This is a genomic window from Mesorhizobium sp. M7A.F.Ca.US.008.03.1.1 (assembly GCF_003997495.1).
In the GTDB taxonomy this organism is placed as follows: Bacteria; Pseudomonadota; Alphaproteobacteria; order Rhizobiales; family Rhizobiaceae; genus Mesorhizobium.
Genome location: NZ_RZRU01000014.1, coordinates 124,082 through 142,047, shown reverse-complemented (window position 1 = coordinate 142,047; position 17,966 = coordinate 124,082). Strand labels below are relative to the sequence as shown.

Sequence of the window (17,966 nt, the reverse complement as noted above, 5' to 3'; positions counted from 1 at the left end):
AGCTGATGGCGACCGTCGATCTAAAGGATGTGAAGAAGATCTACCCCAGCGGTTTCGAGGCCGTGAAGGGCGTTTCAATCGCAGTTCCCGACAAGGAGCTTTGCGTGCTGGTCGGCCCATCGGGTTGCGGCAAGTCCACGCTGCTCAGAATGATCGCCGGGCTCGAAACCATCTCCTCGGGAACAGTTGCGATCGACGGCAAGATCGTAAACTCAATCGGTCCGACCGAGCGTGACATCGCCATGGTGTTCCAGAACTACGCGCTCTATCCGCATATGAAAGTCTACGACAACATGGCCTATGGGCTGCGCAACCGCGGCACGCCGAAAGATGAGATCGACAGCCGGGTCCGCGCGACGGCGAAAATACTGGAACTTTCGGCGCTGCTCGACCGCCGCCCGCGCGAGCTTTCCGGCGGCCAGCGCCAGCGTGTCGCCATGGGTCGCGCCATTGTGCGCAACCCGAGGGTTTTCCTGTTCGACGAGCCGCTCTCCAATCTCGACGCCAAATTGCGTGGCCAGATGCGCGTCGAGATAAAGAACCTGCAGCGCTCGCTTGGCGTCACGTCGGTCTATGTCACCCATGACCAGCTCGAGGCGATGACGCTAGCCGACATCCTCGTCGTGATGAATGCCGGACTGGTCGAGCAGGTGGGGGCGCCGCTCGACGTCTACGAAAGGCCGGCCTCGACCTTCGTCGCGTCCTTCATTGGCGCTCCGCCGATGAATCTGCTGCCCCTTTCGCAAGGGCCGGCTGGTCCGGCGCTGGCTGACGGCAAGACGATTGAATTTGCGCCTGCGAACGCCGTCACGCTCGGCTTCCGCCCCGAGGATGCCGACGTCACCTTCGGGGTCGAGGCACCGTCCGGCGCGCTCGTCCTGCCGGCGCTGGTCGAGGCAGTCGAACCGGTAGGCGCCGAAAGTTTCCTTCACTGTGCTGCAGGCGGCAGCAGGATCGTCGTGCGGGTCGCGGGTCGCGCCACCGCCACGGTTGGCAACCAATTGCGCGTGGTTGCCAAGGCAGAAAAGCTGCACTGGTTCGATCAGGCCGGAAAGCGAGTCTAACGCTTTGTTTTGACGCAATTCCGGACGGAAAACCGTGTCACACTTTTCCTGGAATTGCTCTCCAAAAGATATGCCCAGGTTACCCGCGTACGGCCTTCAGGCGAAGACATGCGCCTTTCCCGATACGGTCAGCCGGACGATCTCGCCGACCGCCGGCGCGTCCATGCCCGGTTTGCGCAGGACAAGCGGCGTGTTGCCGATCGCTGCCGCATCGGGCGGATCGGCATTGTTCAAGAGCCGCACCGCGACCGTGCACATCGAGCCGGCGAATTCCGATTCCGTCACTTCGCCGAACAGCATGTCCGAGGTGCCGGACATACCCTCACGCGACGTTCTCTTCAAGGCGATCTGCTCCGGCCGCAGCATGATGCGGGCGATATCGCGGCTGTCATTGGTGTCCACCGCGATGCGGCCGAGCGGCGAGTTGGCGAAACCGCCCGATATCTTTGCCGGCAGGATGATTGCGTCGCCGAGGAATTCGGCGATCATCCTGTCCTTCGGCTTGAGATAGAGCTCGCGCGGCGTGCCGATTTGCGAGAACTTGCCGTCGCGCATCACAGCGACCTGGCTGGCGAAGGACAGCGCTTCGGCCTGGTCGTGCGTCACCAGGATGGTGGTGATGCCGGCAGCTTCCAGAAGCTCGGCCACCGCCTTGCGCATCGAGGCGCGCAGGCCGGTATCGAGTGCCGAGAACGGCTCATCGAGAAGCATCAGCCTGGGCTTCATCGCCATGGCCCGGGCCAACGCCACACGCTGCTGCTGGCCGCCGGAAAGCTCGTGCGGGCGGCGTTTGAGGATCGCCTTGTCGAGGCCGACGATATAGGCGAGTTCGACGATGCGCTCAGCCCGCTTGTCCTCGCCGCGGCCCATGCCGAAACCGATATTGTCGCCAATGGTCAGATGCGGGAACAGGGCACCATCCTGCGCCACCACGCCGATGCCTCGACGATATGCCGGCACTGCAGCGCCGCCATTGGCCAATATCGCACCGTCGAGCGTGATGTGCCCCTGATCCGGCGCCTCGAAGCCGGCAATCAGCCGCAGCAAGGTCGTCTTGCCGCAGCCGGAAGGACCGACAATCGCCGTGCGGCTGCCGCTGGCGACGCTCAGGTCGACGCCGGCAAGGGCCGCCACCGGGCCGTATTGCTTGTGCAGGCCGCTGATTTCGAGAAAGCTCATCGTCCGGCCATCCGTTTCGACTGGACATAGAGCAGCCAGGTCAAGGGTAGCGATATCGCCACCATGATGAAGGCGTAAGGTGCCGCCGATGCATAATCAATCTCACCGCTATAGGACCAGAACGCCATCGCCAGTGTGCGGGTGCCGTTGGGCGCCAGCATCTGGGTGGCGGTCAGTTCGTTCATGATGCCGAGCCCCACCAGCGCCATGCCGGCCGCGGCACCCGGCGCCGACAGGCGGATCGTCGTCGACCACAACGCCTGCAGCGGCGGCCGGCCGAGGCTGGAAGCGGCGCGTTCGAGTTCGACCGGCGCCTGTGCGATCGACGCCCGCAGGCTGACCAGCGCGCGCGGCAGGAACATCAGCGCATAGGCCACCAGGATGGTGAACAGGGTCTGGTAGAGCGGCAGCACGATGCGCACCGTGATGGTGACCAGCGCCAGCGCAATGACAACCCCCGGCAGCGAGCCGACAATGTAGTTGCAGCCCTCCAGAAGACGCTGCAATGGCCCCGGCGCGCGGATCGAGATCCAGGCCATCGGCATGGCGGCGACGGTGGCCAGCAATGCGCCGGCGAGCGCCAGGAACAGCGTCTGGCCAAGCGCCAGGCCGATTTCGTCCAGGCGCCAGACGGCGGCGCCGCCGGCGGCAAGCCAGCCGCCAATGGTGACGAACGGCACGCCGAGCGCCAAAAGCGAGGTGACGACAAGCAAGAGCAGGCTCGGGATGGTGGCGCGTCCGAGGCTCGTGCGCTGCTGATGGCGCGCCGCGCCGGAGCCGACACGGGCATAGCGCTCCTCGCCGCGCACCAGCACTTCGAGGCCGAGCAGCACGAAGCAGCAGCTGACCAGCACGCCAGCCAGCATGTTGGCGGCCGGTCCGTTGAAGGTCGACTGGAACTGGTCGACGATCGCCGTGGTGAAGGTGTCGAAGCGGATGAAGACATAGAGGCCGTATTCGGCCAGCAGATGCAGGCCGACCAGCAGCGAGCCGCCGCAGATGGCGAGCCGCAATTGCGGCAGCACGACCCGCCAGAACACGCGCCGGGGCCCAAGGCCGAGTGCGGCGGCGGCGTCCTCGAGGGCGGGATCGAGACGGCGCAACGCCGCCGATACCGGCAGATACAGGAACGGGAAATAAGCGATCACGGAAACCAGCACGCCGGCCCACAGGCCGTGCAATCCTGGCACCATGGTGATCCAGGCATAGCTGTGCACGAAAGCGGGAATGGCAAGCGGCGCCACGCACAGCCAGGCCCAGAGCCGGGCGCCCGGCAGGTCGCTGCGCTCGGTCAGCCAGGCCAGCGCAACCGACAGCACGATGGCGATCGGCACGGTCAGCAACACCAGCAGGACAGTGTTGACCAGAAGCTCGCCGACGCGCGGCCGGAAGACCAGCGCCGAGACGGTTTCCCAGCCGGTCTGCACCGCGATCCAGATGATGAAGGCAAGCGGCACCAGCGCCAGCAGCGCAACGAAGATGGCGGTGATGACCAGCCAAAGCGGTGCGCGTCGCCGGGCCCTTCGGCCTGTGCCCGAAGGCAGGCCCGAGCGCGCGAGATCGACCGCGGACTGCATCAGGTCAGACGCCGTGCCGTTGCCGTCCAGCGGCAGCAGTTGAAGGACCGCGATCGCGGTCGGGAACACAGCGTGTCGTCATCGACGAATGCCATCTCGAAAAACAAAATCACTCCCGCGGAAGGCGAATTCCCGCGGGAGCGTGGTTGGTTGTCCTTTTAGGAGGAATGGCAACTAAAGCAAGCCGGCTGCCGTCATCAGGTCGGTGACCTTCTTGGAGTTCAGCGTCGTGGCATCGACCTTCGGCGCCTGCAGGTCGGCGAGCGGCACCAGCTTCGGATTGGACTCCGCACCCTTGCCGACCGCGTATTCGAAGGAATCGCCTGATTTCAGCACGTCTTGGCCGCCCTTGCCGGTCACCCATTTCAGGAAGGCTTGGGCTTCCTTCGGATGCTTGCTCGAGGCCAGCACGCCGCCGCCGGAGATCGAAACGAATGCGCCCGGATCCTGATTCTTGAAATAGTGCAGCTCGACATTCCCGCTGTTTTCACCGGTCTTGGCCTGATCGCCGAAGTAGTAATAGTGGTAGATCACGCCGCCCTCGATCTCGCCGGCATTGACCGCCTTCATCACCGTGCTGTTGCCCTTGTAGGCGGTGAAGTTGGTTTTCATCGCCTTCAGCCAGTCGGCGGTAGCGGCTTCGCCCTTGAGCTGGAGCAGGGCACTGACGATGGCCTGGAAATCGGCGCCCGACGGGGAGGCAGCCCAACGGCCCTTCCAGCTCGGATCGGCGAGGTCAAGCATCGACTTGGGCAGCTGCTCGGCGGTCAGCTTGGTCTTGTTGTAGGCAAAGACCGTGCTGCGCGCGGCGACGCCAACCCATTTGCCGCTGGCCGGCTGATAGTCCTGGGGAACCTGTGCCAGCGTGTCGGCGTCGACCGGCGCGAACAGGCCTGATGTCTCGACCAGGACCATGGCCGGCGAGTTTTCCGTCAGGAAGACGTCGGCCGGCGAAGCAGAACCCTCGGCGACGATCTGGTTGGAGAAATCGCTGTCGCCACCGTTGCGCACGGTAACCTTGATGCCGGTTTCCTTGGTGAAGCCTTCGGCCCATGCCTTGGTCAGGCTTTCGTGCTGGGCGTTGTAGACAATGATCCCATCATCTTCCGCCATCGCCGGGCCGCCGATCAGGCTGATTGCCAGCGCGGTGGCGCCGACGAGGGTGGAAAGAGCGTATTTCATGGCATTGTCCTCGATCTTGGGGGGCTTGCGTCTGTCACGGTTGCACCTATCGATACATGACAGCGATAGTCAACATTGTTGATGTGCTTCAATCGGTCGCTGAAGTGCAAAGGTCGGTGCCGCACGGACAATTCCGCGTGATGCTCACGGCTCGGCGATGCCGCAAACTTTCGTGATTTGCCGACAGTTTGGCTTGGACATTATTTCGCCGGCCACGTAACAAATCAGCGCCGAGACGCGAAAATCGGGGAGTGAACTCTTGTGAGCGGCAAGGATGAGGCCGAACTTTCCCGGCTGATGCGGGCCGCGATCGCGGGAGATGAAAGGGCTTACGCCGACTTTCTGCACCGGATCGCCGCGCTGGTTCGCGGTTTTGCCAGGCGCAAGATCGTGCAGGGCGGGGTCGATCCCGAGGATGTCGTGCAGGAAACCTTGCTGGCCATTCATGTAAAACGACATACCTGGCGTCAGGATGCGCCGGTGTTGCCGTGGATCTACGCGATCGCCCGCTTCAAGCTGATCGATGCGTTCCGGCGGCGAGGACGGCGCATCGAGATCGACGTCGACGATATCGCCGAGACATTCGCCGAGCCGGAAATCGAGACCGTCAGCGAGCGCGACATCAACCGGGCATTGGACGGCCTGTCGCCGGCGCAGCGCTCCGTGGTCTCGGCCGTGTCGGTGGAAGGGCGGTCCATCGGTGAGACGGCGGCAAAGTTCGGCATCAGCGAGACGGCGGTGCGTGTGTCGCTGCATCGTGGACTTGCCGCGATAGCCAAGCGATTCGGGCAGGGGCGATTCGGGCGGGAATGACATGAGGACGGACGATCTCATCAAGGCGCTGGACGCCGATGCAAGCAGCAAGGCGATGCCGCTACAAGCAGCCTGGTGGATGGCCGCCGGCGCGGCTGCGGTCATCGCGGCCGTCGTTTTCCTGCTGACCATCGGCCCGCGCCCGGACTTCATGGCAGCCGCGCACACGATGCGCTTTCTTTCCAAATTCGTTTTCACCATCGTGCTTGCCGTCAGCGCCTTCGCCCTGATCCGCGCTTTGTCGACGCCGGGCGCCTCGACAGGTCGGGCGATGGCAGGGATGCTTGCCGCACCGCTGCTGGTAGCCGTGGCGGTGGTCCTGGAGCTTTTCATGGTGCCGGAGGCGCTGTGGGGCACAAGGATGGTCGGCTCCAACATGATGATCTGCATGGGCTTCATCCCGCTGATCGGCCTCGGTCCGCTTGCCATCTTCCTGTGGATGCTGCGCTATGGCGCGCCGACACGGCCGGTGCTTGCCGGTGCGGTGGCGGGCCTGCTCGCCGGCGGGTTGGCGGCAACCTTCTATGCCGCTCACTGCTTCGACGACTCGCCGCTTTTCGTCGCCACCTGGTACACGATAGCGATCGCAGCGCTGGCATTGCTCGGCGCGCTCGGCGGACGGTTTTTCGTACGCTGGTAGCGTTCCGCCACGATCGCGAGCCCATGCACACCGATCCTTAATCATGCCGGCAATTGTTTGCCGGTTAGCGATGGCGCCGGCAGGCCGGACGCAACCTTTCCTTAAAATCGATCCGTCAAGGTTGGTGCGAGAAACATGCGTTTGCGCACGGGGGTGGCACGTATCGTGATGTGGCGAGGATTGACCAGCCGAAAATCTCTTGGGCATGCGGGGCTGGCGTTGCTCGTCGCCGGCCTGGGCGTGCTGGCGACCTCGATCCTGCTGTCGCGCCTGAATCTCGGCACCGAAGCCTTGAAACTCTGCCTGCAGATCGCGGTGGCGGTGGCGGCGGGCGCGCTGTTCCTCGCCGCCCTGTCCATCCGCAGGACCAGCAGGGATCGCCAGCAGATCGCCGAGAGCGAGCTGCGCTTCCGCCGTGCCATGGAGGATTCTGCGATCGGCATCGTCGTTGTCGGTCTCGACGGTCGCATCCGCCAGACCAATCCGGCCTTCGCCGCCATGCTTGGCTACACAAGCGAAGAGATCGAGGCGCTGACTTTCTTCCAGATCACCCATCCCGACGATCTGCTGATCGGGCGGGAGACGATGGACGATCTGAAGGCGGGCACGGTCAATTCCTTCCATTTCGAGAAGCGTTATCTCCGCAAGGACGGAACGCCCGTCTGGGCTCATCTTGCCGGTTCGGTCATTCGCGATGAGACCAGCGGCCGCCCGCTCTATCTCGTCTCGCAAATCGAGAACATCGACGCGCGCAAGCAGGCCGAGGCGCGCATTGCCGAAGCGGAAACGCGTTGGAATTTCGCCCTGGCCGGTGCCGGCCAAGGGGTCTGGGACCTCGACATGCGCAAGGGCGGCACGACCTATTCCTCGACCTGGGTCAAGATGCTGGGCTATGCGGATGGCGAGCTCGATGGCGACACCGACCGCTGGCTGACGATGATCCATCCCGACGATCGCGAGACTGTCGCCGAAGCCGATCGCGCTCATCTCGAGGGCAAAACACCGTTCTTTGAGGCCGAGTTCAGGATGCGCCACAAGGAGGGCCACTGGATGTGGTTCCTCGACCGCGGCAAAGCCATCGAGCGCGACGAGGACGGACGGCTGATCAGGGCCATTGGCAGCCTGACCGACATCACCCGGCGCAAGGAGGCCGAAGCACACCTCACCGTGTCGGCGGCAATGCTTGCCGATGAAAAGGAGCGGCTGAGGGTGACGTTGCAATCGATCGGCGATGCCGTCATCTGCACCGATGCCGCAAACCGTATCACCTTCGTGAACCCGGTCGCCGAAAAGCTGACCGGTGTTGCCGGCGGCGAGGCTCTCGGCAAGATGCTTGGCCATGTCTACTGGGCGGTCGACGAGGAGACGGGGCACAGGATCGGCGTGACTCGGCCCGCGGTTGGCGTTCATGCGCCCGCCGACCAGAACAGCCGCGCCGTTCTCATCCGGCGCGACGACACGCGCTGCAGCATCCGTCAGGTCGTGTCGCCGATCATCAACGAGCGGAACGAATTCTGCGGACTGGTCATCGTTTTCCAGGACTTTACCGATGCGCGCGCACTGCAGCGCCAGCTCGCCCACGCCGCGGCACACGATGCGCTGACCGGCCTTGCCAACCGCTCGAGCTTCATCCGCGCCATGGAGGACTTGGTCGGCCAGGTGCGCAAGGTCGGCACCGCCGACACGACAGAGTCGGTCGGAGATACGACAAAGTCGGTCGGCGACACGACAAAGTCGGTCGGAGGCGCCGGACATCAGTTCATGTTCATCGATCTCGACCACTTCAAACTGGTCAACGACACGGGCGGCCACGCGGCGGGAGACGCGCTGCTGAAGCGGGTTGCCCAGGCCATTCGCGCGTGCTTGGTCCAGACGACATTGTTGCTCGCCTCGGTGGCGACGAATTCGCGGTCATTCTGAAATCGGGTTCGGCAGCCGGCGCCAAAATCGCGGCACGCTCCATCATCGATGCGATCGGCGGGCTGGACTTCACCTGGGACGGCCGTCCTCACGTGATCGGCGCCAGCATCGGGCTGGCTGCGATCAACGCCAATTGCGGCGAGGTCGACGAGATCATCGCGAGAGCCGATGCGGCCTGCTATGCGGCCAAGGCGGCGGGCCGTGGCTGTGTTTCCGTGGCGCCCGACGCCCAGATCGTGGATGGCCGGACAGAGCCGCTGGCGGCGGCCTCCTGATCGAGCCTGTCACCGCTCATCCGAAAGGCTTGTCCCTGATTTGCGCCGACGATCCGCTCAGCGCGTCGGAACGGGATGCTCGCCACGATAGTCGTAGAAGCCGCGCCCGGTCTTGCGGCCGAGCCAGCCGGCCTCGACATATTTCACCAGCAGCGGGCAAGGGCGGTACTTGGAGTCCGACAGGCCATCATGCAGGACCTGCATGATCGACAGGCAGGTATCGAGCCCGATGAAGTCAGCCAGCTGCAGCGGCCCCATCGGATGGTTGGCGCCGAGCCGCATGGCGGTGTCGATGGCATCGACCGAACCGACGCCCTCATAGAGCGTGTAGATCGCCTCGTTGATCATCGGCAGCAGGATGCGGTTGACGATGAAGGCCGGAAAATCCTCCGAGACCGTGATCGTCTTGTCGAGCTGCTTCACGTAGGTCTTGGCTGCCTCGAAAGTCTGGTCCTCGGTGGCGATGCCGCGCACCAGTTCGACCAGCTTCATCAGCGGCACCGGGTTCATGAAATGTATGCCGATAAAACGCTCGGGCCGGTCGGTCTGCGCGGCAAGCCGCGTGATCGAGATCGACGAGGTGTTGGTCGCCAGGATGGCTTCGGGATTGAGCTGCGGACAGAGCTGGGCGTAGATCTTGCGCTTGACCGTCTCGTCCTCGGTCGCCGCCTCGATCACCAGGTCCGCACCGGCAAGATCCGCCATCGCCGGGGCGGCCGAAATGCGGCCCATCGCGTCGTTGCGGACCTTTTCCTCGAGCTTGCCGGACCCCACCTGGCGGGCCATGTTGCCGCTGATGGTGGCGATGCCCTTCTCGATGCGGTCGGGGGATATATCGTAGATCAGCACCTTGTAGCCCGAAAGCGCGGAGACATGGGCGATGCCGCCACCCATCTGGCCCGCGCCGATGATGCCGATCGTCTCGATCTTGCTCATTACACCGATCCCGTCCGGAGCCCTTCCGCATGAAATGCGAAAGCGCGCCACCTTTTGTTTTATCGCAATTCCCTAGGGAAAGCGCTACGCGCTTTTCCCGGGAAAACCGCTGCGCACTTTGCTGGAATTGCTTTTGGCCTTTGTGGCCTGGTTTTTGTGCAGTGCAAACTAAAAGGGCGGGGCGACTTCGTCTACCCCACCCCTCACTATTTAATACGCTTTGGCAGAGAGCGTCAAAGCGCCTTTTGCAGCTCCGGCAGAATGACGAAGAGATCGCCGACAAGGCCGTAGTCGGCAACCTGGAAAATCGGCGCCTCCTCGTCCTTGTTGATGGCGACGATGACCTTCGAATCCTTCATGCCGGCGAGGTGCTGGATAGCGCCGGAGATGCCCACCGCGATGTAGAGATCGGGGGCAACCACCTTGCCGGTCTGGCCGACCTGCCAGTCGTTCGGCGCATAGCCGGCATCGACCGCGGCGCGGGAGGCGCCGACGGCTGCACCGAGCTTGTCGGCGACCGGCAGGATGACTTCCTGGAACTTCTCCGCCGAACCCAGCGCACGGCCGCCCGAGATGATGATCTTGGCCGAGGTCAGCTCCGGACGGTCGGTCTCGGAAAGCTTGTTCTCGACGAAGGTGGACAGGCCGGGGTTGGGTGCCGCCTTGATGCTCTCGACCGCCGCCGAGCCGCCCTCGGGAGCTGCCTGGAAGGACGCCGTGCGCACCGTGATCACCTTCTTGGCGTCGCTCGACTGCACCGTCTGGATGGCGTTGCCGGCATAGATCGGCCGCTTGAAGGTGTCGGGCGATACGACTTCGATAATCTCGGACACCTGCGCGACATCGAGGAGCGCAGCCACGCGCGGCGCGACATTCTTGCCCGACGAAGTCGCCGGCGCGATGATGGTGTCGTAAGCGCCGGCTAGCGACACGACCAGCGCCGCCGTCGGTTCGGCGAGGCGCTCGGCGAGTTCGTCGGCTTCGGCGAGCAGCACCTTGCTCACGCCCTTCAGCTTGGCGGCGGCATCCGCTGCCGGCTTGGCCCCCTTGCCGGCAACCAGAACATGCACGTCCGAGCCGATCTGCAGAGCCGCCGAAAGCGCCTTGGCGGTCTGATCGGAAAGCGTTGCGTTGTCGTGTTCGGCGATGAGGAGAATTGTCATTTTTCTTGTTCCTTTCCTGACCGCTTACAATACGCCGGCTTCGTTTTTCAGCTTGTCGACCAGCTCGGCGACGCTCTTGACCTTAACGCCTGCCTTGCGGCCACTCGGCTCCTCGGTCTTGATGACCTTCAGGCGCGGCTTGACGTCGGCGCCGTAGTCGGCCGGGGTTTTCTCGTCGAGCTGCTTCTTCTTGGCCTTCATGATGTTGGGCAGCGAGGCATAGCGCGGCTGGTTGAGGCGAAGGTCGGCGGTGACGATCACCGGCATCTTCAGTTCCACGGTCTGCAGGCCGCCGTCGACTTCGCGCGTCACCTTGGCCTTGTCGCCGTCGAGCACGATCTTGGAAGCGAAGGTGCCCTGCGCCCAGCCAAGCAGTGCTGCCAGCATCTGGCCGGTCTGGTTGGAATCGTCGTCGATCGCCTGCTTGCCGAGGATGACGAGGCCGGGCTGCTCGGCGTCGACGACGCCCTTCAGCACCTTGGCGACGCCGAGCGGCTCGGTCTGTTCGTCGGTCTTGACCAGGATGGCGCGGTCGGCACCCATGGCGAGCGCGGTGCGCAGGGTTTCCTGCGCCTGCTGCGGGCCGATCGAGACGACGATGATTTCTTCCGCCTTGCCGGCTTCCTTAAGCCGGATCGCCTCTTCCACCGCGATTTCGTCGAACGGGTTCATCGCCATCTTGACGTTGGCCAGCTCCACCGCCGAACCATCAGCCTTCACGCGAACCTTGACGTTCGCATCCACAACCCGCTTCACGGGCACAAGGATCTTCATTTGCCTGTCACCTCTTCACGCTAGTTGGGCGCGCTATAGCAGCCTGCGCCCGTTCGGAGTTGTCGAAAGCCGACATTTCGGATGGAAATTCTGGTCTTCTGCCCGCCTTAGGCTGCGGCGGAGACGTTTCCGTAGTTGCGGCAACCCTGCACGTCAATACGCTGCAAGCGGCTCAAATCGGTTCAGTCCGAACTGGAAGCGTTTCCGCGCCCCCAGCGCGGCGTCGCGGCGGGTGGTTCAGGCGCCAACGGCTCGGCGGTGGGCTGCGGCTGGTTGGGAGCGGCGACCGCAGCCTCGTCGTCAGCGCCGGCAAAAAGCGGCACGCCGCGGCTGCGCAAAACGAGCACCAGAACGGCGCCGGCGATGATGCCGCCGATGTGGCAGGCCCAGGAAATCTGATCCTCGCCGCCGGCGGCAAACATCACCACCTGGAACAGCACCCACAGGATGAGCGGAATGAACGCCGGAATGCGCAGCGGGATACGGGCAAAGGCCAACACCCAGACCTTCACCCTGGGATAAAGGATCAGATAGGCGACGACCACGCCGGCGATGGCGCCCGAGGCGCCGATCAGTGGCACCTGCGAATCCCAGGCGACGAGCCCCTGGAAGGCGGCTCCGGCGACGGCGCACAACAGGTAGAAGATGAGGTAGCGGATGTGGCCCAGCGCATCCTCGACATTGTCGCCGAACACCCACAGGAACAGCATGTTGCCGCCGAGGTGGAAGATGTCGGCATGCAGGAAGGAATAGGTGAGGTAGCTCAGGCTTTCGGGGATGACGATAAAACGGGGATCGAGCTCGGCGGTGTCATGGACGACCGACGGGATGAAGCCCAGGCCAAGGACGGCGGCATTGGAGAAACTCTCGCCGCCAAGCGCGGTGGCGAGGTAGACCAGGGCGTTGACCACGATCAGCCCGATCGTCACATATTGAAGGCGGATGTGCCGCAGCCTGTTGGTGTCGTAAAGCGGGATGAACATGCCCCAGGCCCTCTTCCGCTTTCGACAATCAGCGGTTCTTGCCGGGAACCCATAGCACGTCGGCGTTTCCGTTGTCATTGACCGCCCGGGCGGCGACAAACAGGAAATCCGAGACGCGGTTGATGTATTTCAGTCCGTCGCGGTTGACGTGCTCGTCCGGGTCCTGGGCCAGTGCCACCATCAGCCTTTCGGCTCGCCTTGCCACGGTACGGGCAAGGTGAAGTGCCGCCGCCGCCGGCGTGCCGCCATTGAGCACGAAGGATTTGAGCGGCTGAAGTTCCTTGTTGAGCAGGTCGATGTCCTTTTCGACCCGGTCGGTCTGCACGGCGATGATGCGAAGCGGCTCATAGCCGAGCGGCTTGCCGTCGTCGGGCACGGCGAGATCGGCGCCGAGGTCGAAAAGATCGTTCTGGATGCGGGAAAGCATGGCGTCGATCGAGGGGTGGGTCGCGGCCGTGTGGACCCGGGCGATGCCGATGCAGGCATTGGCCTCGTCGACCGTGCCATAGGCGTCCACCCGCAGGTCGGATTTCAGTCGCCGTTCGCCGGTGCCGAGACCCGTGGTGCCATCATCGCCGGTGCGGGTGTAGATCTTGTTGAGCTTGACCATTTCGCCTCCCCGGCCGCCGGCATCCTCACTTGCGGGTGAAATACACCGCCAGCAGGATCAGCACCAGCGCCACGGCCTGCAGCATGACTCGTGCCTGCATCAGCTTGTTGGAGGTGACGCCGGAGCCGCCGCGCATCATGTTGATGAGGCCGCGAACCAGCACGATCACCACGGCGACCATGACCAGAATGGCGAGAATATTGAAGACGGATGCCATGGTGTGTTCCCAGTTCGGTTGATTCAGGCGCGTTTGGCAAGGATGCGGTAAAGCATCGATGCAGGCAGGATGCGTTTGAGCACCGCACCGATCCTGGCCGGCACTGTTACCACATAGTGTGGGCGCGGGCGCCGCGACAGAAGTGCATGGCGGAGCGCCGCGTAAACCACTTCCGGCCCCGGCTTCAAGGCCGATTGGCTGCCGCCGGCCCGCAGCCGCTCGAGTTGCGCCGCATAGTCCACGCGGTGCACGGAATTCTCGTGGTCGATGTTGCTGAGAAACCAAATGAGGCCATTGCTGGCGATCTTTGACTTCACCGGCCCCGGCTCGATCAGCGAAACATGGACGCCGCTGCCGGCCAGTTCCTGGCGCTGGCAGAGCATCAGGGCCTCCAGGGCGTGCTTCGACGCCGAATAGGCGCCGCGAAAACGCACTGGCGTCAGGCCGAGGATCGACGAGCAGTGGACGATGCGGCCCTGACCCTGGCGGCGCATCACCGGCACCAGCCGGCGGGTCAGATCATGCCAGCCGAAGAAATTCGCCTCGAACTGCTGCTTGAGCGCCGCAACGGGCAGATCCTCGACGGCGCCCGGCTGAGCATAGGCGCCATTGTTGAACAGCGCGTCGAGCCGGCCGCCGGTGCGGTCGAGCACCGCCGTCACCAGCGCGGCAATGGAGTCCGGCTCGCAATAATCGAGATAGAAGGCCTCGATGCCATCGGCTTCGAGCGCGGCGATGTCCTGCGGCTTGCGCGCCGTCGCGAACACCCGCCAGCCTTCCGCCTTCAACGCGCGGGCGCAGTGCGCGCCTATTCCCGAAGACGCACCGGTGATGATAATCGAGCGCAACTTCTGCGCCGCACTGTTCGTGGTTTCGCCAAGGGTTGCCATTTGCCGCAATCCCTTCCCATATTCCCGGCGTGGAGACAATTGGAGGGCGCGGTTCTTGTTGCGGAAGATCGTAGCCCTCAAGCGGGTCCTCTACGACGCGCTTGGCCATTTCAACACCGATGACGGCTGGGCGATGGCCAGCCATCTGGCGATCACATCGCTGATGGCGCTGTTCCCGTTCCTGATCTTCGCGACGACGCTGGCGAGCTTCCTCGGCGCGCAGGCATTCTCCGACACGGCCGTGCATCTGGTCTTCGACACCTGGCCCGAACAGATCGCCAAGCCGATCGCGCGCGAAGTGCTCAATGTGCTGACCGTCAGGCGCACCGACCTTTTGACCTATGGTGTGGTGCTTGCGGCCTATTTTGCGTCGAACGGCATCGAGGCGCTGCGCACGTCGCTCAACCGCGCCTACCGCGTCTCGGAAACGCGCGGCATCATCTACCGCCGGGTGCAGAGCATCATCTTCGTTCTCATCGCCACGGCCGGTTTCCTGGCGATCAGCGTGCTCCTGGTGTTCGCGCCGCTGCTGGCGCGTCTCGCCGAAGCCCATATCGACTGGATCAAGCCCTATATGGGCACCATCACCCTATGGCGTTACGTCATCGCTTCGGCGGTCATTGTCGGCGGATTGTTTGCCGTGCATTTCTGGCTGCCGGCGGGCAAGCGCCGCTTCGTCTCGCTGGTGCCGGGCATCGTCTTCACGCTGGCGGCATGGCTTATCGGCTCGACCATCTTCGCCACCTACCTCGACCACTTCTCGTCCTATGTGACGACTTATGCCGGCTTGGCCTCGATCATGATCGCCGTGGTCTTCCTCTACATGGTGTCGGCGATCTTCATCCTCGGCGGCGAACTCAATGCCGCGATCAGCCGCTATCTGGAGGCGCGCGCCCGAGTCGGGTGAGTCGATGCTGGGCGGATAGGAAAAGAGGAATTGAAGAGCTGGAGAATTGAGGAATTGAGGAACCTGAGAAATTGAGGAACCCGAATTCTTCAGTTCTTCAGTTCTTCAATTCCTCTGTTCGGCCTCGCCGTCGCCAGGCCAACGCCGAATGTGGTGATGGCCATGCCGGCAATCTGCAGCGCGTTGAGCTGCTCGTCGAACAGGGCCCAGGCGATGATCGCCGTCACCGCCGGCACCAGGTAGAACAGCGAGGCCACTTTCGACATCTCGCCGTCGCGGATCATCACCATCAGCAGGAAGATGGCGCCGAGCGACAGCACCAGCACCAGCCAGGCCATGGCGAAGATCAGTTCGCCGTTGATGACGACTGTGTGCGTCTCGAAGGCGAGTGAGGCGAGGAGCATCAGCGAACCACCGCCGATATATTGCCACATGGTCGCCGCGACGAGGTCGCCGCCGGAAGCGAAGCGCTTTTGCCAGATGGTGCCGGCGCTCATGCCGAGCACCGAGACTAGAGACGCGGTCAGTGTAGCCGCGGTCACGCCGCCGCCGAGCGCGCCGAGCTTCGGCCACAGCACGATGACGATGCCGATGAGGCCGATGCCAAGGCCAAGCCAGTGGCGCGGCAGGATCGCCTCGCCGAGGAACTTGCCGGCCAGCACCGCCGTGATCAGCGGCTGCAGGCCGACGATCAGGGCCGAAAAGCCGGCCGGCATGCCCCTGTGGATGGCCCAGAAGACGGCGCCGAGATAGACGCCGTGCATCAGGATGCCGGCGCCGGTGGCATGCAGCGCCTCCTCGCGGGTGGCTCTTTTCGAACCCAGCACAAGCATCAGGACGGCCAGCAGGATCGCGGCGATGACGAAACGCGCGGCGAGGAAGGTGAATGGTTCCGCCCAAGGCATGGCGTAGCGCGCGCCGATGAAGCCGGTCGCCCACAGGACGACGAAGGTGGCGGGGATGAACCGTTTGATGCTGTGCATGTTCCGGAGACCGCCGCGCTGGAGAGAATTGCCGTGGCGATCCTCTAATCCCCTTCACCCCGGCGCGCAAAGCGAAACGGTTGATCCATAGATCACCGGAATTCAACGCCCGGCGCATCTAGGGGGTCCCTGGTCTCACCGGGCTCAAAGTCCGACCATCCGCCTGATGTCGTCAGGCGATGCGCCGGCATGGCGCAATACGGCAAGGCCGGTGTCACTGAAGCTCTTTGACAGCTTTCGTCCGTCCGGCCCGAGGATGAGGCGATGATGGAAATAGGCAGGCTGCGGCAGATCAAGGAGTTGCTGCAGCAGGCGCTGCACGCCGGTGGCGGAAAACAGATCCTGGCCGCGCACGACGTGGCTGACGCCTTGCAGCGCATCGTCCAAGACAACGGCGAGGTGATAGCTGGTCGGAATGTCGCGGCGTGCCACGATCACGTCGCCCCAGTCCTGCGGACGAGCGTCGGCGGAGCGCGTCGCGGAAAGCGTCTCATCGACGAATTCTATCCATGAAAGGTCCTTGCCAACGCGCGCCATGGCGGCATCGACATCCAGCCGCCAGGCGAAGGGCGTGTTCTCGGCGATCCGCCGCTGGCGTTCCTTCAGCGGCAGCGCCTTGTCGGCGGCGGGATAGAGCGGAACGCCGTCGGGGTCACGCGGCCAGTCGCGGCCACGCTTTTCGCTGCCGGTGATGAAGGCGCGGATCTCGCCACGGCTCATGAAGGCGGGATAGACGAGTTCCTCCCGGACCAGCCGCTCGAGCACCGCCTGGTATCCGGCGAAATGTTCGGATTGGCGGCGCACCGGCTCTTCCCAGCTAAGCCCCAGCCATTTCAGGTCGGCAAGCACGCCTGCTTCGAATTGCGGCGTGCAGCGCGTCGTGTCGATGTCCTCGATGCGCAGCAGCAGGCGGCCGTCCGCCCTTGCCGCCAGCTTCTGGTTGAGCAGCGCCGAATAGGCGTGGCCGAGATGCAGGTCGCCGTTGGGGCTGGGGGCGAAGCGGAATGTCAGGAGTGTCATCTCAGCGGCGGCAATCGGGTTGTGCAGCGGTTTTGCCAATTGCTACCGTGCCGCCGGTTCAGGAACAAGAAAGCATGCAGCGCATCGCGACATCAGACGACATTGCCCGGGGGCTCGATGCGCTTTGCGTGATCGACCCGCGCCTGGAAAAAGTGCGCGGCATGGCCGGCGAGGTGCCGCTCAGGCTTTCCGAGCCTGGCTTCAGGAGTCTGGCGTCGATCGTCGTCTCGCAGCAGGTGTCCCGCGCCAGTGCCGATGCGATCTTCGGCCGGCTGACCAAGCTCGTCGATCCGCTGACGCCGCAGGCGATCCTTGCAGCCGGCGAGGAGACGTTTCGCGAGGCCGGCCTGTCGCGGCCGAAGCAGCGCGGCCTGATCGCTGTTGCCCAGGCCGTGGTCGACGGCCTCGACCTGCATCACCTCTGTTCGCTCGATGCCGAGGAGGCGATCACGACGATGACGGCGGTGTCCGGCATCGGCCCGTGGACGGCGGAAGTGTACCTGTTGTTTGCCGCCGGACACCCCGACATCTTCCCCGCGCGCGACGTCGCGCTGCAGAGCGCGGTCGGCCACGCGCTCGGCATCGAGCCGCGTCCGCCGGAGAAGACACTGATCGTATTGGCCGAATCATGGAGCCCGTGGCGAGGTGTCGCATCGCGGCTTTTCTGGTCCTATTATCGTGAAACCAGAGGGCGGGACGCGGCGCCGCCGGCCTGAATCCGCAAAAAATCATAAAAATCGCGCATTTTTGGCGCTTAGGCGACGCGACAATCCGCTTCACATCCCTGTCATGTCGGGCTTACAGTATCCGCGCCGTTCGGGTCTAGAACCAAG

At 63.9% G+C, this 17,966-nt stretch carries 19 protein-coding genes; 7 read left to right on the top strand and 12 right to left on the bottom strand.

Features of this window, described 5'->3' with window-relative positions:
- Nucleotides 1–5: 5 nt before the first annotated feature.
- Complete coding sequence (locus tag EOA16_RS20265; RefSeq protein WP_127259861.1) at nt 6–1,064, top strand: sn-glycerol-3-phosphate import ATP-binding protein UgpC; 1,059 nt, start codon at nt 6–8, stop codon at nt 1,062–1,064.
- Between the two features lie 96 nt (nt 1,065–1,160).
- Here the strand turns inward: EOA16_RS20265 and EOA16_RS20260 are convergent, their stop codons facing one another.
- From EOA16_RS20260 to EOA16_RS20250, 3 genes are all read right to left on the bottom strand, one after another.
- Nucleotides 1,161–2,243: an ABC transporter ATP-binding protein gene (locus tag EOA16_RS20260; protein ID WP_127259860.1), complete on the bottom strand. Its 1,083-nt coding sequence runs from the start codon at nt 2,241–2,243 to the stop codon at nt 1,161–1,163.
- Nucleotides 2,240–3,820, bottom strand: a complete 1,581-nt coding sequence (locus EOA16_RS20255) for an iron ABC transporter permease (RefSeq protein ID WP_164754339.1) — start codon at nt 3,818–3,820, stop codon at nt 2,240–2,242. Before EOA16_RS20255 ends, EOA16_RS20260 begins: the two co-directional genes overlap by 4 nt.
- Nucleotides 3,821–3,994: 174 nt before the next feature.
- On the bottom strand, nt 3,995–5,002 hold the full coding sequence (locus tag EOA16_RS20250) for an iron ABC transporter substrate-binding protein (RefSeq protein ID WP_127259858.1): 1,008 nt from the start codon (nt 5,000–5,002) through the stop codon (nt 3,995–3,997).
- A gap of 261 nt (nt 5,003–5,263) precedes the next feature.
- Between EOA16_RS20250 and EOA16_RS20245 the strand changes: the two genes are divergently transcribed.
- The 4 genes from EOA16_RS20245 to EOA16_RS33255 all read left to right on the top strand — a co-directional run bounded on the left by EOA16_RS20245 (nt 5,264) and on the right by EOA16_RS33255 (nt 8,650).
- A complete protein-coding gene (locus EOA16_RS20245; protein ID WP_127259857.1) occupies nt 5,264–5,815 on the top strand; it encodes a sigma-70 family RNA polymerase sigma factor in 552 nt (183 codons plus the stop codon).
- Nucleotide 5,816: 1 nt separating this feature from the next.
- Nucleotides 5,817–6,455 carry an NrsF family protein gene (locus tag EOA16_RS20240; protein WP_127259856.1) on the top strand — a complete coding sequence of 213 codons (639 nt, stop codon included), beginning with the start codon at nt 5,817–5,819 and terminating at the stop codon, nt 6,453–6,455.
- Between the two features lie 135 nt (nt 6,456–6,590).
- Nucleotides 6,591–8,375: a PAS domain S-box protein gene (locus EOA16_RS33560; protein ID WP_281035900.1), complete on the top strand. Its 1,785-nt coding sequence runs from the start codon at nt 6,591–6,593 to the stop codon at nt 8,373–8,375.
- Nucleotides 8,315–8,650: a diguanylate cyclase gene (locus EOA16_RS33255; RefSeq protein WP_281035899.1), complete on the top strand. Its 336-nt coding sequence runs from the start codon at nt 8,315–8,317 to the stop codon at nt 8,648–8,650. The genes EOA16_RS33560 and EOA16_RS33255 overlap by 61 nt, the downstream gene beginning before the upstream one ends.
- Nucleotides 8,651–8,707: 57 nt before the next feature.
- Here the strand turns inward: EOA16_RS33255 and EOA16_RS20230 are convergent, their stop codons facing one another.
- From EOA16_RS20230 to EOA16_RS20200, 7 genes are all read right to left on the bottom strand, one after another.
- Nucleotides 8,708–9,586 (bottom strand): 3-hydroxybutyryl-CoA dehydrogenase, encoded by an 879-nt coding sequence (locus tag EOA16_RS20230; protein WP_127259855.1) that lies wholly within the window; start codon nt 9,584–9,586, stop codon nt 8,708–8,710.
- A gap of 233 nt (nt 9,587–9,819) precedes the next feature.
- On the bottom strand, nt 9,820–10,749 hold the full coding sequence (locus EOA16_RS20225; protein WP_127259854.1) for an electron transfer flavoprotein subunit alpha/FixB family protein: 930 nt from the start codon (nt 10,747–10,749) through the stop codon (nt 9,820–9,822).
- A 24-nt stretch (nt 10,750–10,773) separates the two neighbouring features.
- Entirely contained in the window at nt 10,774–11,523 is a 750-nt protein-coding gene (locus EOA16_RS20220; RefSeq protein WP_027038146.1) for an electron transfer flavoprotein subunit beta/FixA family protein, read from the bottom strand.
- Nucleotides 11,524–11,705: 182 nt separating this feature from the next.
- Nucleotides 11,706–12,506, bottom strand: a complete 801-nt coding sequence (locus tag EOA16_RS20215; protein ID WP_127259853.1) for a rhomboid family intramembrane serine protease — start codon at nt 12,504–12,506, stop codon at nt 11,706–11,708.
- A gap of 28 nt (nt 12,507–12,534) precedes the next feature.
- Nucleotides 12,535–13,116 (bottom strand): cob(I)yrinic acid a,c-diamide adenosyltransferase, encoded by a 582-nt coding sequence (locus EOA16_RS20210; protein WP_127259852.1) that lies wholly within the window; start codon nt 13,114–13,116, stop codon nt 12,535–12,537.
- Between the two features lie 25 nt (nt 13,117–13,141).
- Entirely contained in the window at nt 13,142–13,333 is a 192-nt protein-coding gene (locus EOA16_RS20205) for a twin transmembrane helix small protein (protein ID WP_056583538.1), read from the bottom strand.
- A gap of 23 nt (nt 13,334–13,356) precedes the next feature.
- Nucleotides 13,357–14,223: an SDR family oxidoreductase gene (locus EOA16_RS20200; protein ID WP_127259851.1), complete on the bottom strand. Its 867-nt coding sequence runs from the start codon at nt 14,221–14,223 to the stop codon at nt 13,357–13,359.
- Nucleotides 14,224–14,278: 55 nt separating this feature from the next.
- Here EOA16_RS20200 and EOA16_RS20195 point away from each other — a divergent pair, with 55 nt between their 5' ends.
- On the top strand, nt 14,279–15,130 hold the full coding sequence (locus tag EOA16_RS20195; RefSeq protein WP_013529430.1) for a YihY/virulence factor BrkB family protein: 852 nt from the start codon (nt 14,279–14,281) through the stop codon (nt 15,128–15,130).
- A gap of 89 nt (nt 15,131–15,219) precedes the next feature.
- On the opposite strand, the gene EOA16_RS20190 is transcribed toward EOA16_RS20195, so the two are convergent.
- Both EOA16_RS20190 and gluQRS read right to left on the bottom strand, forming a co-directional pair.
- The gene (locus EOA16_RS20190) at nt 15,220–16,113 is read right to left on the bottom strand and encodes a DMT family transporter (RefSeq protein WP_127259850.1); all 894 of its coding nucleotides are present in this window, start codon (nt 16,111–16,113) and stop codon (nt 15,220–15,222) included.
- A gap of 144 nt (nt 16,114–16,257) precedes the next feature.
- Entirely contained in the window at nt 16,258–17,133 is an 876-nt protein-coding gene (gene gluQRS, locus EOA16_RS20185; protein ID WP_127259849.1) for a tRNA glutamyl-Q(34) synthetase GluQRS, read from the bottom strand.
- 74 nt (nt 17,134–17,207) lie between these two features.
- Here gluQRS and EOA16_RS20180 point away from each other — a divergent pair, with 74 nt between their 5' ends.
- Entirely contained in the window at nt 17,208–17,849 is a 642-nt protein-coding gene (locus tag EOA16_RS20180) for a DNA-3-methyladenine glycosylase (RefSeq protein ID WP_127259848.1), read from the top strand.
- The last annotated feature ends 117 nt before the right edge of the window (nt 17,850–17,966 follow it).

Bases quoted from the DNA above. Each gene is read 5' to 3' on its own strand.
- EOA16_RS20260 (WP_127259860.1), bottom strand. From the start codon at position 2,243: ATGAGCTTTCTCGAAATCAGCGGCCTGCACAAGCAATACGGCCCGGTG.
- EOA16_RS33560 (WP_281035900.1), top strand. From the start codon at position 6,591: ATGCGTTTGCGCACGGGGGTGGCACGTATCGTGATGTGGCGAGGATTG.
- EOA16_RS20205 (WP_056583538.1), bottom strand. From the start codon at position 13,333: ATGGCATCCGTCTTCAATATTCTCGCCATTCTGGTCATGGTCGCCGTG.
- EOA16_RS20200 (WP_127259851.1), bottom strand. From the start codon at position 14,223: ATGGCAACCCTTGGCGAAACCACGAACAGTGCGGCGCAGAAGTTGCGC.
- EOA16_RS20255 (WP_164754339.1), bottom strand. From the start codon at position 3,820: ATGCAGTCCGCGGTCGATCTCGCGCGCTCGGGCCTGCCTTCGGGCACA.
- gluQRS (WP_127259849.1), bottom strand. From the start codon at position 17,133: ATGACACTCCTGACATTCCGCTTCGCCCCCAGCCCCAACGGCGACCTG.
- EOA16_RS20240 (WP_127259856.1), top strand. From the start codon at position 5,817: ATGAGGACGGACGATCTCATCAAGGCGCTGGACGCCGATGCAAGCAGC.
- EOA16_RS20210 (WP_127259852.1), bottom strand. From the start codon at position 13,116: ATGGTCAAGCTCAACAAGATCTACACCCGCACCGGCGATGATGGCACC.
- EOA16_RS20230 (WP_127259855.1), bottom strand. From the start codon at position 9,586: ATGAGCAAGATCGAGACGATCGGCATCATCGGCGCGGGCCAGATGGGT.
- EOA16_RS20215 (WP_127259853.1), bottom strand. From the start codon at position 12,506: ATGTTCATCCCGCTTTACGACACCAACAGGCTGCGGCACATCCGCCTT.
- EOA16_RS20250 (WP_127259858.1), bottom strand. From the start codon at position 5,002: ATGAAATACGCTCTTTCCACCCTCGTCGGCGCCACCGCGCTGGCAATC.
- EOA16_RS20220 (WP_027038146.1), bottom strand. From the start codon at position 11,523: ATGAAGATCCTTGTGCCCGTGAAGCGGGTTGTGGATGCGAACGTCAAG.
- EOA16_RS20190 (WP_127259850.1), bottom strand. From the start codon at position 16,113: ATGCACAGCATCAAACGGTTCATCCCCGCCACCTTCGTCGTCCTGTGG.
- EOA16_RS20265 (WP_127259861.1), top strand. From the start codon at position 6: ATGGCGACCGTCGATCTAAAGGATGTGAAGAAGATCTACCCCAGCGGT.
- EOA16_RS20180 (WP_127259848.1), top strand. From the start codon at position 17,208: ATGCAGCGCATCGCGACATCAGACGACATTGCCCGGGGGCTCGATGCG.
- EOA16_RS20225 (WP_127259854.1), bottom strand. From the start codon at position 10,749: ATGACAATTCTCCTCATCGCCGAACACGACAACGCAACGCTTTCCGAT.